At 58.4% G+C, this 16,713-nt stretch carries 11 protein-coding genes; 3 read left to right on the top strand and 8 right to left on the bottom strand.

Annotated elements, in window-relative coordinates:
* Positions 1–480 precede the first annotated feature (480 nt).
* Positions 481–2,844 (bottom strand): glycoside hydrolase family 31 protein, encoded by a 2,364-nt coding sequence (locus ABLV75_RS10250; protein ID WP_004100510.1) that lies wholly within the window; start codon positions 2,842–2,844, stop codon positions 481–483.
* Positions 2,845–2,859: 15 nt separating this feature from the next.
* Positions 2,860–4,161, bottom strand: a complete 1,302-nt coding sequence (locus tag ABLV75_RS10255; RefSeq protein WP_004100512.1) for an MFS transporter — start codon at positions 4,159–4,161, stop codon at positions 2,860–2,862.
* A 298-nt stretch (positions 4,162–4,459) separates the two neighbouring features.
* On the opposite strand from ABLV75_RS10255, the gene ABLV75_RS10260 reads away from it, so the two are divergent.
* Complete coding sequence (locus ABLV75_RS10260; RefSeq protein ID WP_004100514.1) at positions 4,460–5,533, top strand: LacI family DNA-binding transcriptional regulator; 1,074 nt, start codon at positions 4,460–4,462, stop codon at positions 5,531–5,533.
* On the opposite strand, the gene ABLV75_RS10265 is transcribed toward ABLV75_RS10260, so the two are convergent.
* The 6 genes from ABLV75_RS10265 to moeA all read right to left on the bottom strand — a co-directional run bounded on the left by ABLV75_RS10265 (position 5,530) and on the right by moeA (position 13,437).
* A complete protein-coding gene (locus ABLV75_RS10265; protein WP_004100516.1) occupies positions 5,530–6,795 on the bottom strand; it encodes a DUF1479 domain-containing protein in 1,266 nt (421 codons plus the stop codon). The two genes, ABLV75_RS10260 and ABLV75_RS10265, sit on opposite strands and share 4 nt — an antisense overlap.
* 136 nt (positions 6,796–6,931) lie before the next feature.
* Complete coding sequence (locus ABLV75_RS10270; RefSeq protein ID WP_004100518.1) at positions 6,932–7,747, bottom strand: Cof-type HAD-IIB family hydrolase; 816 nt, start codon at positions 7,745–7,747, stop codon at positions 6,932–6,934.
* Positions 7,748–7,956: 209 nt separating this feature from the next.
* Positions 7,957–10,389, bottom strand: coding sequence for a formate C-acetyltransferase/glycerol dehydratase family glycyl radical enzyme (locus tag ABLV75_RS10275; RefSeq protein ID WP_004100520.1), 2,433 nt, complete (start codon positions 10,387–10,389; stop codon positions 7,957–7,959).
* Positions 10,390–10,393: 4 nt separating this feature from the next.
* On the bottom strand, positions 10,394–11,293 hold the full coding sequence (locus tag ABLV75_RS10280) for a glycyl-radical enzyme activating protein (RefSeq protein ID WP_004100522.1): 900 nt from the start codon (positions 11,291–11,293) through the stop codon (positions 10,394–10,396).
* 153 nt (positions 11,294–11,446) lie between these two features.
* Positions 11,447–12,202 carry a molybdopterin-synthase adenylyltransferase MoeB gene (moeB, locus tag ABLV75_RS10285; protein WP_004100525.1) on the bottom strand — a complete coding sequence of 252 codons (756 nt, stop codon included), beginning with the start codon at positions 12,200–12,202 and terminating at the stop codon, positions 11,447–11,449.
* Positions 12,202–13,437, bottom strand: coding sequence for a molybdopterin molybdotransferase MoeA (moeA, locus tag ABLV75_RS10290; RefSeq protein WP_004100527.1), 1,236 nt, complete (start codon positions 13,435–13,437; stop codon positions 12,202–12,204). The genes moeB and moeA overlap by 1 nt, the downstream gene beginning before the upstream one ends.
* A gap of 448 nt (positions 13,438–13,885) precedes the next feature.
* On the opposite strand from moeA, the gene iaaA reads away from it, so the two are divergent.
* Together iaaA and gsiA are read left to right on the top strand one after the other, a co-directional pair.
* Positions 13,886–14,827 carry a beta-aspartyl-peptidase gene (gene iaaA, locus ABLV75_RS10295; protein ID WP_004100529.1) on the top strand — a complete coding sequence of 314 codons (942 nt, stop codon included), beginning with the start codon at positions 13,886–13,888 and terminating at the stop codon, positions 14,825–14,827.
* Between the two features lie 12 nt (positions 14,828–14,839).
* The gene (gene gsiA, locus ABLV75_RS10300) at positions 14,840–16,693 is read left to right on the top strand and encodes a glutathione ABC transporter ATP-binding protein GsiA (RefSeq protein ID WP_004100530.1); all 1,854 of its coding nucleotides are present in this window, start codon (positions 14,840–14,842) and stop codon (positions 16,691–16,693) included.
* Positions 16,694–16,713: the final 20 nt, after the last annotated feature.

The raw sequence follows: 16,713 nt of genomic DNA on the forward strand, positions 1-16,713 counted from the left end.
ACCCCTTGTAGAGAACAGAGCGGCTGAATTCCCGGAGGCGATGCTGCGCATCTGTCCGGGCTACCACACTGCAGACGGCGATGAACCTGTAGCCCGGGCAAGGCGCGTTAAGCGCCGCCCCCGGGAGCAGCGTGCAGAATACCCCTTGTAGAGAACAGAGCGGCTGAATTCCCGGAGGCGATGCTGCGCATCTGTCCGGGCTACCACACTGCAGACGGCGATGAACCTGTAGCCCGGGCAAGGCGCGTTAAGCGCCGCCCCCGGGAGCAGCGCGCAGAATACCCCTTGCAGAGAACAGAGCAGCTGAATTCCCGGAGTCGATGCTGCGCATCTGTCCGGGCTACCGCACTGCAATCGGCGATGAACCTGTAGCCCGGGCAAGGCGCTTTGAGCGCCGCCCCCGGGAGCAGCGCGCAGAATGCCCCTTGCAGAGAACAGAGTGGTTGAATGCCCCGGAGGCGCTGCTGCGCCTTATCCGCACTACACCCGCCACTCGCTCTTTTCTTCACCATTCACCAGCAGCCTGCGGGTTTCCCCTGCCGGTAACGACACCTTCAACGCTTTCCACGCCGGTCGATAATCGCCGCGCGCGTTGACCTTCAGATTGATGCTGGCGCTATCGCAAACCATTTCCCACTCTACCCACAGCGCATGGCCATTCTGGTAACCCCAGCTTTCGCCATCATCCTCAAACAGCAGGCCGCGGCGGGTTCCCACGCCTTTCAGCGGGAACAGTTTCAGCTCACGACGATCGTCTTTTTGCGCATCGACGTGACGGATGCGTTCGCTGAGCGGCAGGCCTGCTCCGGCACGAACCAGCAGCGGCAGCTTTTCCAGCGGCGCATCAAGGACGATCCACTGCCCGCCGGCGAACCACTGGTGGCTATCAAAGTCGTACCAGCCGTCCTGATTAGCCGGCAGCCAGACGCGGCGCTGACGCTCACCGGGCTCGACGACGCTGGCGACCAGCAGATCGCGACCCAACAGGAAGTCGTCGCATTCGGCAAACGTCTGCGGATCGTGCTCGTGATCGAGGAAGGTCGGGCGCAGCATCGGTTCATCGTCGGCGTGAGCCTGCCAGAGCAGGGTATAGAGGTACGGCAGCAGACGATAGCGCAGCTCAATGGCCGCACGGATGGCCGGCGTGATTTCCGGATACATCCACGCTTCATTAACCGTCTGGTCGTCATTCCATGAGTGAATGGTAAAGCGCGGATGCATAACGCCGTTTTGCACCCAGCGAACGAACAGTTCCGGGTCCGGTTTATCGCCAGAGAAGCCGCCAACATCGTGGCCGACGTTGAACAGTCCGGAGAGGCTCATTCCCAGCCCCATCCGGGTGTTGTAGCGCAGCGTGTCCCAGTTAGTACGGTTATCACCGCTCCAGGTCTGAACATAGCGCTGCATCCCGGCGCAGCCGGAACGAGAGATAAGATACGGACGTTTGTGCGGTGCAAAGCGCTGCTGAGCCTCCAGCGACGCGCGCATCATCAGCAGCGGCATGACCGGGCGAATATGTTTAATGGCAATCTCCTGGCCAAACCCATAACAGCGGGCTTCGCCGTCCCACACTTCATACTCGTTATTATCGTTCCACGTGGCGTCGATACCCATCTCCAGCAGCTGGGTTGTCACGCCTTCCTGCCACCAGGCGACGGTCTGCGGGTTGGTAAAGTCGAGGTGCGACCCTTCGTCGTCCCAGAAGCTGGAGCGCTCGGGGGCATCGGCCTGTGAATCACGAATAAATAGCCCGCGTTCCGCCACTTCGTTATAGCGCGGATGGTCCTGCAGCAGGCAGGGCTTAATATTGGCGGCGAGCTTCAGCCCGGCATCGTGGAAGGCCTGGCTCATCACCTGCGGCTGCGGCACTTTATCGTAGTTCCAGTTAAAGACATAGCGTTTGCCATTAATCGAGGTATAGCCGGATGAGAGCTGAAACGAATCGCACGGAATGGCGTGTTCATCGCACAGACGGATAAAGTTCATCAGCTGGTTTTGCGCATCCGGCGCGTCGGTGTAATGCATCGTCGAACCGCTATAGCCGAGGCTCCATTTTGGCCCAAACAGCGTTTTACCGGTCAGGCGAACGAAGGCTTTAGTGATATCCAGTACGCGCTTGCCGGTGAACAGATAGTAATCGATGTCGCCAGCTTCCGCCTGCCAGCGGCGATAGGCGGTATGGTAATTATCGATTTCGTTACCGAGATCCAGCCAGCAGCTGCTCAGGTTATCGTAAAACAGGCCGTAGCTGACATCGCTACGCTGCGCGATGGTAAATGGAATATGTTTATACAGCGGGTCGGTGCTCACCGCGTTATACCCCATCGCGTCGAGGTTACGCATCTCATAGCGTTTGCCGGTACGCTGCAGATCGCCCGCCTTCTCACCCAGACCGTAGAAGCGCTCATCTTTACGTCGGCTCAGGTAGTGAGCAACGCCGTCGCCGTGCGCATTCGCCAGATAGGCGCTGGTCGGGCGGTCGTTCGCCAGCGGCTGCCACTCGCCGGCTTCATCGCGATAGCTCCATTCCAGCCACAGCGGCTGGTGGACGATAACGCGCAGCTGTTCGGTGGCGATACAGAGGGTGCCTTCCTGTTCCGTGAGCTGCCAGGCGGGGAGGCTAAAGCCGCTTAGCTCTTCGCGCGGACGGCCTTCCCACGGCACATCCTGTCCGGGAGCGATACTCCAGGTGCGATCCACCGCCAGCTGACCGTGCCGTTTCAGCAGCACGCGGAACATATTCTCTTCCAGAACGTACAGACACAGGGTGTGTTGGCCGTCGACGGTCAGCTCAACGTGGTGCTCCAGCCGTTGGCGTAAAGTCCAGTTTTTCAAAGTCTTCATTTTTTACATCCACTCTCAGGCGCGTTTTGCGCGACGTTCAGCAATAAATGCCACCAGGAATACCGCGCCAATCAGGTCAAAGAACCCCATGGCGATAAACAGCGGGTTGAAGCCGATTTTGTCGGCGGTGACCCCAATTAACAGTGAGAACAGAAAGCTGGCGATCCACGCGGCGGATCCGCGCATGCCGTTCACGGTCGCCATCTGTCCTTTATCGAACGACTCCACCACCAGCGCGCTGAGCATGCAGGAGATAATCTGGTGACCGAAGCCGCCTATTGAAATCAGTACGATGGTGATATAGGGATCGCGGGTGATCGCCACGGTGGCGAGCGAAATCATCAGGAAGGCGCCGGTCACGGAGCTGGCGACCACCGAGTTCACCCGTGAACAGCCGAACCAGCGGGTATACAGTTTGGTCAGATAGCCGCTGGCGACGCTGCCGAGGTCGGCCGCCAGAAACGGTAGCCAGGCGAACATAGCGATTTGCTTTAAATCCATTCCGTGCTCTTTTGCCAGATAGAGCGGTACCCAGAAGCTCAGCACCGCCCAGGCGGGTTCCGCCATAAAGGCCGGAATGGCGATACCGTAGAAGCGCTTGTTTTTTGATACGGTTTTCAGCGCGGTAAAGAAGGGCAGTTTGACCGGTGGTGCTTCATTATCCTGCTGGATCAGAGCCAGCTCAGCTTTCCCGAGGTTAGGGTGCTTCTCCGGATTATGATAAAACGCCCACCACAGCACGACCCACAAGAGCGCCAGCGCGCCGGTGAACATGAATGCGCCCTGCCAGCCGAACGAGGCGTGCGCAAAGTAGATAATCGGCGGCGCCAACATGGCGCCGACCGAGAAACCGACGCCAGCCCAGCCAGCCGCTATCGGCCGCTCGGATTTTGGAAACCACTCACCCAGCGTTTTGGCGTTGGCTGGCGTCGCCGCAGCCTCAGCGCCGCCCATAAAAAAGCGCAGGATCGCCAGGTGCAGCCAGCTTCCCGCACCGGCATGGGCAATGCAGGCGACGGCCCACAGCGTGGCGCAAATCATAAAGCCGAGCTTGAGGCCGATTACGTCGATGAGCCAGCCGCAGAGCGGCTGGAAAATGGTATAGGCCAGCTGAAATGCGCCGACTATCCATGAATACTGTTCGGTGGTAATCCCCAATGAGGTTTTTAATTCCGGGGCGATAATCCCCAGCGAGTTGCGCGTAATGTAGTTCACGGTCACGCCCAGCAAAAACAGCACCAGTATCCACCAGCGCAGATTTTTTACTATGCGGCCTGATTTACTCACCGCCATATCATTATTGAGACCTTGGCTCATAGAACTCTCCACGAGACATGTAGTAGGGAAAATTGACCAGCCTGATTCCTGAGTGGTCGCTAAAATTTTCTGTTTCGTTGTTCGATAATGCTGTTGTTCCGCCACGATTGGTTGACTTATTTGATTTGTGGTGGACCAATTCAGGCTAAGGGAGAAAAGAGGTGAACCCTAGCGGCAATTCTGCAAATTTTTTCATGAGCCGATCGCGATCGCAGTAAGAAGCGGGCAATTCCCTTAAAAATATTCATATTCTGAATATGAAAATTTTTTCATCAGCAAATTAGAGCGCGATCACAAAATGGATAAAAAGCTAAAAGTGAGCGAAATAGCGGGCCGCACGGGGCTCTCTGTCAGTACGGTATCGCGAGTGCTGGCAGGGAAAGCGAATACCAGCGCCAGAGCCCGCCAGAGGGTTCTGGAGTGCGCTCGCGAGCTGGGCGTCATGGACGGTATCGCCGCCGGGAGAATGCTGCTCAATAATCTGGTGGTCTTTGCCCCTCAGCGGGCGTTCGATGAGCGTACAGATATTTACTACTATCGCGTTATTCAGAGCATCAATTCGGCGCTGGTGCCCCATGAGGTGCATCTGCGCTACTGCGCGCTGGAGGAGAATGACAGCGATGCCAATTTGTTTTTGCAGCGTATGCATGAAACATCGACCCAGGCCGCCATCTTACTGGGAATCGACGATCCGCATATTCACGATCTGGCGGCGGACCTGGCCAAACCCTGCGTGATGATTAACTGCCACGACGCCGGAATGCGCCTCCCTTCCGTCGCGCCGGATCATCGACTGATCGGTCAATTCGCCGCCCGCTATCTGTTTGAGATGGGGCACCAGGCGATCATGAACGTGATGTGCCTGCGCCGCTATACCATGGAACTGCGTTTACTGGGGATTAAGCAGGCGTGGCGTGCGCGGAATCTGCGCTTCGTCGATAGCATGGATTTAATCGACGTCGCCAATTTCAGCGCCCGGGATACTGAGACAAAAGTGGGCGAGTGGCTGGATCAGCGCGGTGATGGCCCGCTGCCAACGGCGTTTCTGGTAGGCGGTGATTTTATGGCGGCAGGGACGATCGCTGCTCTGCAGAAGCGCGGATTACGCGTGCCGCAGGATATTTCTATCATGAGTATCGACGGCTTTAACCTGGCGGCGATTCAGGATGTGCCGTTAACCGCTGTCCACGTCCCGCGCGATGAATTAGGCGTTGAAGCAGTACATTTGTTGCAGCAGAGGCTGATTCGTCCCGATGCGCCGCACGGCTCACTATTATTGCATGGTACGCTGGCGGTACGTGATTCGGTGCGGCGGATACGTGCCGGTAACCGCCGCACCGCCGTTGAGCCTAAGGGGTTATACGACGATTAATCCGCCATCCCCAGCGCCCGCTTGCCGTGGACATTTAAATCCTCCAGCGTGAAGCGGCCTTCCCAGTCGGTTTCATAATCTTCACGCGGGAAATCTCCCGGCGAAGCGCCGCGCGCCAGCGCGGCTTTAACCTTCTGCGCGTAGGCGAGGTTTTTCTCACACATCGGCGCGGCGGGAATATACATGACGTTGCCCCAGCCTTGCTGATTTTCCACCGGCGCGACTGAGTGGATGACGTCGCAGTGCCACCATACCGAATCGCCCGCATTGAGCGCCGGAATAGAACTTAAGGCTTTGATCAGCAGCGGGTGCCATTTTTCCGAAATCGGCAATACCTTGCCCGGCGCGACGCCGCACAGTTCATCCTCCGGCACATCGTCGAGCAGCGGACGCAGCAGTACGTAAGCCATAGCTTCCGGGATCGGCACGACGTGCAGCAGGCCCTGATCGGGGATCATATCGGAGAGCGCGGTCCAGCCCTGGAAGGTACGGAATACCGAGCATTTGGTGGTATTGTCGACCGTGTACTCTTCGACGTCAGTACGGTGCGCCGCGTCCCACGGGTCGTAAGCATCAACATTGCCGTTAAACACGTCGGCAAACACTTTCTGATAGGCCGGTAGCAGCCAACGTTCCAGGGCGCCGGAATCGGTATGCGCGCCCAGACCTTTCGAGGTGGTTCCCGGCGGGCGGCGGCGAATACGGTCCGGGTAAATAACGCTGATATCCGGGTTAAACCACTGCTTGCCGTCGTGGTTAAACGTCCACAAGCGGTTAAGAAATGACTGCGCGGCGGCCATTTCATCGCTCTGGCGCGCCTGCATCTGCGCCTGGGACCAGTAAATCGGATAGATTTCCGGGCGCGACGCTTCCAGTGAACCGAAAAAAGTATCGCCGGGGCCTTTGTAGACCTCATCGAAATGGTTGCGGTCCAGATACGCGAGCATCGAGTTATCCCATCCCAGCGCCTGTTCGCGGGGAAAATGGCCCTTGATCACCACGCAGCCGCGACGCTTGATGAGCTCGCGCTGGGCTTGCGTGACCCGATCCCGGGCAATATCGGCGAACGGGATCGTCGGCCAGACGTCCTGTCCGCTGGTTTTAAGGGCATCAATCTCTTCCACACGCGCAGCGATTCGCGCCGTCAGACGATCGAACACCGCCTGCACGTCGCCAATTTGCGCCCGCAGCTCTTGCTTGATCTGGCGGATGGCCGCTTTTGGGTCGGCAGGTAAAGTTTCACAGGTACAGGTAATAGCCATAATGACCTCTCATCTTTCATTCGAAAGTATTAAATCTTACATACGATAATTTAAGTTAAAATTAAGTTAATGCAAGTTTAAAATTATGCGGAGATGCACAAAATGGAAAATCGGGGCGGTAAGCCCCGGAGAGGCGTTACTTGTCGAACGGGGTGGCGTGGTCGAGGACGGCCTGAATCACCTTCAGCGCGCCGTCGTGGTTGTTGTCATCGGTAGCATAACGCGATACCGCCTTAATGCTTTCGGCGGCATTGGCCATCGCGAAAGAGTATCTCACCAGCTTCAGCATTTCCGTGTCGTTCGCGCTGTCGCCGATGGCTACGCACGCCTGCGGCGAAATGTTCCAGCGCTTAAGCAAGCGGCTGATACCGTTGGCTTTATGCAGGCCGGGGATGATCAAATCGACGAAGCCAAAACCGCTGGTGACCGGCTTCATAATGCCGTCCAGCGAGACGTGCAGTTTGTCGATAAGCTGCGGAATTTCGCTATCCGGCAGGTTAAGGGAAAACTTAAACAGCTTATCGTCGATGTCATGGTAGCTGCCAATACGCTGCAGACGATGGTAGTGCTTTGACATCAGCGCGACAAAGGCGTCGGGCGCGCGATCGCTGACGTAAGCGCTCTCGAGGCCGCAGGCGACAAAGTTGAGCTGCGGGTCTTTGAGCAGTTCGCCAATCACCACCTGGGATTCATGGCGGGTAAGTTCACCGTGGAACAGCTGTTGACCGTGTTCGAAAACCAGCGCGCCGTTCTCGGCAACAAAGGAGATTTGGTCGCGGATTTCCGGGAAAAAAGAGATCAGCTGATAGTACTGGTTGCCGCTGGCGACCACAAACTCAATACCCTGCTGCTGGAGTTGCGCGAACTGCGCAAGAAAACGCGAGCGATCGTACTGCTTGGCGTCATTGAGAAAAGTTCCGTCCATATCGGTGACGATAACTTTAACGGTCATAACACATGCTCCTGGCTTAACTTCGACCAGTAACATTCTAATTACAATGTGATGGGGAGCACAAATTTATTTCGAATGAAAGTTTGTGTTCACCCTTGTGCAACATAAAACCCCGGATTGCGGCGTAAACGCCTTACCCGGACTACCGGCCCGCAAACGGCTTCGAACCTGTAGCCCGGCTAAGCGCAGCGCAAGCCGGGGGATGTGGCTTACAGCGTATGCTCGGTACGGGCGATAATATCGTCCTGAGCATCCGGCGACAGGGCGGTAAAGAACGCCGAGTATCCGGCCACGCGGACCACTAAATCACGATACTGGTCAGGATGTTTCTTCGCTTCCAGCAGCGTTTCGCGCGACACGATGTTGTACTGAATATGCCAGCCTTTGTGCACCTCGAAGAAGGTGCGCAGCAGCACCATCAGTTTCTGCTTATCCGACTCATTCTCCAGCGTAGCCGGGTTCAGCTTCTGGTTAAGCAGTACGCCGCCAAGAATTGAGCCGGTTGGCAGTTTACCTACCGAGCTGATCACCGCGGTCGGCCCCAGGTGGTCGGTACCGGAAGCCGGACTTGCCCCTTCCGCCAGCGGCGAGTGCGCTTTACGGCCATCCGGCGTCGCCATCGTTTGAGCGCCAAACGGCACGTTGGCGGAGATGGACGAGGTGCCGGCGTAGTAGTTACCGCCGATCGGGCCGCGGCCATAGCGCGGGTTATGATACAGCTTCAGCTCATCAATATAGGTCTGGTAGGCGCGAGCCAGCAGAATATCGACGCTATCTTCATCGTTACCGTATTTCGGCGCGCCGTTGATTAAGCGCTGGCGCAGCTGCTCGTGGGTCAGGCCTTCGAAGTCTTCAGCCAGCGCTTTGGCCAGCTCTTGTTGACCAATGACGCCCTGGTCGAACACCAGTTTCTTCACCGCCGCCAGGCTGTTGCCGAGGTTAGCGATACCGACCTGCAGACCGGATACCCAGTCATATTTCGCGCCGCCCTGCTTGATGCTCTTCGCACGCTCAATGCAGTCATCGACCAGCGCCGAGCAGAGGATATCGTGCACGTTCTCTTCCAGCATGGTATCGACCACGTACTCAATCTCGATAGATTTGCGCGTGTAGTAGCGGATCTGCGTATCCCAGTCGGCCAGGACCTGTTCAAAGTTGTCGAAGTTGCCTTTTGACAGCGCATGTTCCTGCGGCAGGAAAACCTGGCCGCTGGTGGCGTCGCGGCCGCCTTCCAGGGTTGCCAGCATGACGCGGGCGAAGTTGATAAAGCTCATCCCGGTGCAGCGATAGCCCCATTTACCGCCGACGGCGGTTTCAATGCAGCCGATAGCGGCATAGTCGTAGGCATCCTGCGGCTCGATCCCCAGCTTGATAAATTCCGGGATGACGATTTCATCGTTGTTGAACGCCGGCATGCCGAAGCCGCAGCGGATCACCTGCACGCAGGCGTCGAGGAAGTCGTTGCTCATGCCCGCGTGATAGCGCACGCTGAGGTTAGGCTGAGTCGAACGCAGCCGACCGCAGGATTCCAGGATGGCGTAGGAGAGCGGGTTCACCGCATCCTGCGCTTTACCGTCCACCAGATTCTGGCCGCCGATGGTGACGTTCTGATACAACGGGCTCCCGGCGGAAGCCTTAGAGTGCGAGCCGGAGCGAATTTTGTTCACCTCCAGCAGTTTAAGCCAGCAGCAGTGCAGTAGCTCAATGGCGTGTTCGCGATCCAGAGAGTGTGCCAGCTCAACGTCGCGGCGGTAGTAAGGGTAGAGATACTGGTCCATACGGCCGAAAGAGACCGAGTGACCGTTGGACTCGATCTGCAGAATCAGCTGGATGAAATAGCACAGCTGCAGCGCCTGCCAGAAAGTTTTCGGCGGCTCATGGGCGATGATGTCGCAGTTTTCGGCAATCGCCAGCAGCTCGTCGCGGCGGGATTCACGGCTCTCCGTCGCGGCCATGCTGCGCGCCAGCCCGGCATAGCGCTTACAGTGTTCGCTCACCGCTTCCAGCACGATATCAATGGCTTTCAGGAACTGCTCGCCGTGCAGATCTTCCAGTACGGTCAGGTTAATGCGCGAACGGCGCTCGGCGACTTTCGCGCGCATGCCGTCGAGGCCTTTTTCCAGCAGCAGCGGATAGTTGACTGCAAGGTGAGCATCGCCGGAGGTCATATTGCCTTCCGCTTTGATAATGCCGGTGGCCAGCAGCGCTTTTTGCTCATCGGTGAACATGCCGTAGCAGCGGTCCTGTACCGTTTGACCGCGCCACCACGGACACACTTCGTGCAGCACGCGTTTGTTTTCTTCGCTAACGGCAAAACCGGCGCCGGGGCGATCGGCGAGGTCGTCGATCTCTTTTTCGATCCAGCTAACGGTGTATTCCGGGAAGATTGGCGCCGCGCGAACTTCGCTGGCCTGGTTGCCGACGATCAGTTCATCGTGCTTGATCCAGATTGTGCGTTCCGCCAGGTGGTGGGCCAGCGCCAGCGCGCGGCGTACCGGGATCGGCTTATCCAGATGCTGCTGATAGGCTTGGGTATAGTGCAGGGCGCGTTCGGTACAGACCGGCGGCTTGACGATATGCACCAGCGCCATTTTATGCGCCTGTATGCGCGGGCTCAGAGTATCCAGTTTCAACGTTGTCATAAGGTTATCCTCGTAGAGTCGCCGTTAAACCTTTGCTCTGAGCATAGTGCTGCGCGAAGGCGAGCAGCTCGGGTGCAGCAAGCGGTTTATCCGGAGCGGTATAGGGCTGACTGAGTAATTGGTATTTATTCATGCCTAACGTGTGGTAAGGCAGAAAGTGGATCTCGCCAACCTTTAAACGGTCAGCGGCAAAATCGGTAATGGCGGCGATATCGCTTTCGTTGGCGTTAAAGCCCTGGATCAGCGGTACGCGAATGATGATTTTCTTTCCGGCCTGCGCGACGCGCTGCAGATTATCCAGTACCCGACGGGCGCTGCCGTCCGTCCACTGCTGGAAAATCGCTTCGTTGACGTGCTTGAGATCGGCGAGAAACAGATCGATAAACGGCAAAGCGGGTTCGACGTATTTCCACGGCACGTGCAGGCAGGTTTCGACCGCGGTGTGGATCCCCGCGCGGTGGCTGGCCTCAAACAGCTGTCGGGCCAGCTCGGGATTCATAAACGGCTCGCCGCCGGAAAGCGTGATGCCGCCGCCGCTGCGGTCGTAAAACGGTTTGTCGCGCAGCACCGTGGCCATAATCTCTTCGACGCTTTTCTCTTCGCCGCACACCGTTAACGCCGTCGTCGGGCAGCAGTCGCGCAATTTGCCGATATGCGCATCGGTGAGCTTTTCGCGATGGATAATCAGACCGTCCAGCTTACGGGTAATCACTTCCGGCGCAGCCTGCTGGCAGAGGTCGCAGCCGTCCAGGCAAAGGCGGGCGTCATACAGCAAATCCGCCGTGCGGGCGCGGCTTTCCGGGTTCTGGCACCAGCGGCAGCCCAGCGAACAGCCTTTGAGGAATACGACAGTGCGGATCCCCGGGCCGTCATGGGTTGAGTAACGCTGAATGTTGAAGATCATGATTCACCCTCTTGTTTGCATATGAAGATTAAATTACTTTCGAATGAAAGTTATATTGATATAAATCAACAAGCAGAAGGAGGGAGGAAAATGGAGGCTAAAAAGCCGCTGCGGGTCACAAATCATCCGGCGACGGCAGTCGCCGGAAAAGGGCTAAGGCGTGCCACACACCTCACACTGAGGGTTACGCATCAATTTCATTTCGCGGAACTGGCAGCGCATGGCGTCGTACATGACGATTTTTCCCGTCGCCGGGCTGCCGTAGCGGGTCAGCAGCTTTATCGCTTCCATCGCCTGTAGTGAACCAATGGTGCCGACCAGCGGCGCCATCACCCCGGCTTCTACGCAGGTGAGGGCGTTTTCGCCAAACAGACGGCTCAGGCAGCGGTAGCAGGGTTCATCTTCCTGCCAGGTAAAAACGCTGATTTGCCCTTCCATGCGAATTGCCGCGCCGGAGACCAGCGGTGTTTTATGACGAAAACATCCGGCGTTGAGCTGGTTACGGATCGCGACGTTGTCGGTACAGTCGAGCACCAGATCGTGGGCGGCGATTTGCGCCGCCAGCGCCTCGTCTTCCAGCCGCGCGTTGAGCGCCGTGAGCTGAACGTGGGGATTAATCCGCGCCAGCGCGGCGCGGGCGGAGTCGACCTTCGGCTGGCCGATGGTGGCGTCACTGTGCAGAGTCTGGCGCTGAAGGTTGGAGAGCGAAACGGTGTCGAAATCGAGCAGGGTAAGCAGGCCGACGCCTGCCGCCGCCAGATACTGCGCGGCGGCGCAGCCCAGCCCGCCGAGGCCGACAACCAGCACGCGGGAGGCTTTCAGCTGCTCCTGACCGTCAAAATCGAAATCGCGCAGAATAATCTGCCGGTTATAGCGCAGCATCTCCGCATCGCTCAGCTCCACGCTCATTACAGCCCTCCGAACAGATGATTAAAGGGCTCAACGTCCACCCATTCGCCCGCTTCCACGTTGCCGCGCTCGCGCTCCAGCACGATAAAACAGTTGCCGAGGCTGAATGAGCTGAAGATATGCGAGCCCTGGTGACCGGTGCTGCTAACCACCAGCTCGCCGTCCGGACCGCGCTGCAGCACGCCGCGTTGAAAATCGAGTCTTCCGGGCGATTTTTTCAGATGGGTTGCGGCGCGCACGCGCAGACGCATCGGCTGAGCCTGCCCACCGTTGCCGGAGAGCTTCGCCAGCAGCGGCTGGACCAGCTGGTAAAAGGTTAGCGTTGCGGAAACCGGGTTGCCCGGCAGACCGCAAAACCAGCTGTGGTTGAGCTTGCCGAAAGCGAAAGGTTTACCCGGTTTAATCGCCAGCTTCCAGAAGCCGATTTCACCCAGTTCTTCGAGAATCGCTTTGGTGTAGTCTGCTTCGCCGACGGAGACGCCGCCGGAGCTAATCACCACGTCTGCCTGTCGATCGGCCTCGATAAAGACTTCCCGCAGCTTAGCCGGATCGTCGGGAATAATGCCGAGGTTAATGACCTCGCAGCCCAGCTCCTGCAGCATCAGGTGTACCGCCAGGCGATTAGTATCGTAAATTTGCCCGTCGGCGAGGGGCTGGCCCGGCAGCTGGAGTTCATCGCCGGTAGAGAAAACCGCCACGCGCACTTTGCGTATCACCTCGACGTCGGCAATCCCCAGCGAGGCCAGAACCGGCAGCTCGGCAACGGTCAGGCGGGTGCCAGCAGGGAAAACGACCGCACCGTGGGCGATATCTTCGCCGAGACGACGGATATTCTGTCCGCTTTTCACCGGCGCGAGGAAGCGGATGCCCCCATCGGTTTGTTCCGTCTGCTCCTGCATCACCACCGCGTCGCAGCCTTCCGGCACCGGTGCGCCGGTCATAATGCGGATACAGGTGCCCGCCGGCCAGTCACCGTTGAAAGGTTGACCGGCGAAGGCCTTGCCGGTGACCGGCAGCGCTACGCCGTCGGTGAGATCCGCCAGGCGTACCGCATAGCCGTCCATTGCCGAGTTATCAAAACCAGGCACGTTGAGCGGTGAAACGAGATCATGGGCGGTCACGCGCGAAAAGGCCTGCAACAGCGGTACGGTTTCCGTCGCATTCAGCGGCGTAATACGATTGAGCATCTGGGTCAGGGCTGTGTCGAGCGGCATCAGTCCGGCGGTAAAATCCATGGCTTTCTCCTGCGGGCAAACATCGAAAACGCCTATTATACCTTAAATAATTCGCGTTGCAGGCAGGCGGCGACGTAGGGACAAATTCGTCGGGAACGAATTTGAACAGCTGAAGGCTGCCTCTGGTGAGGGACAAGGATGTCCCTCATTACATCCCCGGGAGCTTACTTCAGTAAGTGACTGGGGTGAGCGACAAATCTGTACGGAACAGATTTGAACGCCGTGTAACGGCGGCCCGTCAGGGCGAGGCTCATGGATGAGCCGAGTAACGAAGCCAACGCACATGCAACTTGAAGTATGACGGGTATATGGCAGAAACGAGAGACGGGCTATAACCCACCTGGGTACAAGCTTTACATCACCCTCCGCTCTTTCTATATTCAAAAATTGTATAGGACAGTCAGCACGATAATGATATTTATACACTTTATCGTTAAGGAATGGCGCGATGGGGAAGGCGGTTATAGCAATTCACGGCGGAGCCGGGGCGATTAGCCGCGCGCAGATGACGCCGGAGCGCGAGCGGGAGTACGTGGCAGCGCTGTCGGCGATTGTCGATAGTGGACAAAAAATGCTGGCGGCCGGGGCCAGCGCGCTGGATACGGTAACCGAAGCGGTTCGGCTGCTGGAAGAGTGCCCGTTATTTAATGCCGGTATTGGCTCCGTGTTTACCCGCGATAGCCGCCATGAACTCGATGCCTGCGTCATGGATGGTTACAGCCTACAGGCGGGAGCCGTGGCCGGCGTTAAGCATTTACGCAATCCGGTGCTGGCGGCGCGGCTGGTGCTGGAGCAAAGTCCGCACGTGCTGCTGATTGGCGAAGGGGCGGAAGCGTTTGCCGCTTCCCGCGGTATGGCGCGCGTCGATAACAGCCTGTTTTCTACCCCTGAGCGTTTACTGCAGCTGCGTCAGGCGCAGGAAGGCGACGATATCGTGCTCGATCACCACGCCGCGCCGCTGGATGAGCGGCACAAAATGGGGACCGTCGGCGCGGTAGCCATGGATCTGACGGGCAACCTCGCGGCGGCGACCTCAACCGGCGGGATGACCAATAAGCTACCGGGACGCGTCGGCGACAGCCCGCTGCCGGGAGCGGGCTGCTACGCCAATAACGCCAGCGTCGCCGTGTCCTGTACCGGTACCGGGGAAGTGTTTATGCGGACCCTGGCGGCCTACGATATTTCGGCGCTGATGGAGTATAGCCAGCTCAGCCTGCAGGAGGCCTGCGAAAGGGTAGTGATGGAGAAGCTTCCGGCGCTGGGCGGTAGCGGCGGCCTGATCGCCATCGACAGAGAAGGCAACGTGGCGCTGCCGTTTAACAGCGAAGGCATGTACCGTGCCTGGTGTTATGCGGGCGATACGCCCACGATTGGTATTTATCGCGAATAAGAGGAAAGGGCGTTGCCGCATAGTCAAGAAATCGATGCCGATGATGTTCTGCAGGTGCGCGGCCTGAACGTCGTGTTTAATCAGCAACAGCAGGCTTTTTCCGCCGTCCGCGACCTGTCGTTTACCCTGCGGCGCGGCGAAACGCTGGCGATTGTCGGCGAGTCGGGCTCGGGAAAATCGGTGACTTCGCTGGCCCTGATGCGCCTGCTCGATCGGGCGGTCAGCGAAGTGCGCAGCGATGCGCTACTTCTGCGCCGTCGCAGTCGGCAGGTGATTGAGCTGAGCGAACAGTCTGACGCTGAAATGCGCGGCGTGCGCGGCGCGGATATGGCGATGATCTTCCAGGAGCCGATGACCTCGCTCAATCCGGTCTTCACCATCGGCGAGCAGATTGCCGAATCTATCCGCTTACATCAGGGCCTGAAGCATGATGAGGCCCTGCGCGAAGCGAAAAAAATGCTCGATCAGGTGCGCATTCCGGAAGCGGAAGCCATGCTCTCACGCTATCCGCACCAGCTTTCCGGCGGGATGCGTCAGCGGGTGATGATCGCCATGGCGCTCTCCTGTCGTCCGGCGGTGCTGATTGCCGATGAACCGACGACCGCGCTGGACGTCACTATCCAGGCGCAGATCTTACAGCTGATTGCCGTCCTGCAAAAAGAGATGGCGATGGGCGTTATCTTTATTACCCACGATATGGGGGTGGTCGCCGATATCGCCGACCGCGTGCTGGTGATGTATCGCGGCGAAGCGGTGGAAACCGGCAGCGTGGAAGAGATTTTTCGCGCGCCAAAGCACCCGTATACCCAGGCGCTGCTGGCCGCGGTGCCGCGGCTGGGCGCGATGCGCGGCACTTCGCTGCCGCGTCGCTTCCCGCTGTTAAACCAGAGCCCGTCGTCGGAGGGGCAGAACACCGTTGTGGCCGGAGAACCGATCCTTAAAGTTCGCGATCTGGTGGCGCGCTTCCCGCTGCGTAGCGGAATTCTCAACCGCGTAACCCGTGAGGTGCATGCGGTCGAAAAGGTTAGCTTTGATTTATGGCCCGGCGAAACCCTGAGCCTGGTGGGCGAGTCCGGGTGCGGTAAATCGACGACCGGCCGGGCGCTGCTGCGGCTGGTAGAGACCCAGGGCGGCAGCATTATCTTCAACGGCCAGCGAATTGATATGCTAACGGGCAGTAAGCTTCAGGCGCTGCGCCGCGATATTCAGTTTATTTTTCAGGACCCGTACGCTTCCCTCGACCCACGGCAAACGGTGGGCTATTCGATTATGGAGCCGCTGCGGGTGCATCGACTGCTGGAGGGCGATGCCGCCCGTGAACGGGTCAGCTGGCTACTGGAACGCGTCGGGCTGGAGCCGGAACATGCGTGGCGCTACCCGCACGAGTTTTCCGGCGGCCAGCGGCAGCGCATCTGTATTGCCCGCGCGCTGGCGCTCAATCCGAAAGTGGTGATTGCCGATGAATCGGTATCGGCGCTGGACGTGTCGATTCGCGCGCAAATTATCAATCTGATGCTCGATCTACAGCGTGAGATGGGCATCGCATTTCTGTTTATCTCCCATGACATGGCGGTGGTTGAGCGCATCAGCCACCGCGTGGCGGTGATGTATCGCGGGCGTATTGTCGAGATTGGCCCGCGCCGCGCCGTGTTTGAAAACCCGCAGCACCCCTATACCCGTAAACTGATGGCCGCCGTTCCGGTGGCTGACCCTGCGCATCACCGTCCGCAGCGCGTGCTGCTCTCCGACGAGCTGCCGGGTAACATCTTCAAGCGGGGCGAAGAGGGGATCAGTACACCGTTACAGCAGGTGGGGCCGGGGCACTTTGTCGCCAGAGAGTCCGCCGCCGACGTGCTGGCGCGCTAACAACGACACCAATAATGCAG

It is taken from the genome of Klebsiella sp. CN_Kp066, assembly GCF_040065135.1.
GTDB classification, from domain to species: Bacteria; Pseudomonadota; Gammaproteobacteria; order Enterobacterales; family Enterobacteriaceae; genus Klebsiella; species Klebsiella oxytoca.